Genomic DNA, 243 nt, shown 5'->3' on the forward strand with positions numbered 1-243 from the left:
CCCTCGACCTCCGGCGTGACAGGCCGGCGCTCTAACCAACTGAGCTACTAAGCCACATTAGAATATGGTTGCTGGATAAATTATTAAATGGCAGGGGCAGAAGGACTCGAACCCTCGACATTTGGTTTTGGAGACCAACGTTCTACCGACTGAACTATACCCCTATAAGGTATTTCGCAAAGCGAAGATACACCTTCAAAACTGAATACAAGACATTTTATTATCAATCGAATTGTTTTTGGT

Annotated in this window: 1 tRNA gene; it reads right to left on the reverse strand. The window is 44.0% G+C overall.

From position 1 onward, the window contains the following. Positions 1–88: 88 nt before the first annotated feature. A tRNA-Trp gene (locus NE558_RS14315) sits at positions 89–164 on the reverse strand. Positions 165–243 lie beyond the last annotated feature (79 nt).

The sequence above is a fragment of the Anaerotignum propionicum genome, from assembly GCF_024461735.1.
Classification (GTDB): Bacteria; Bacillota; Clostridia; order Lachnospirales; family Anaerotignaceae; genus Chakrabartyella.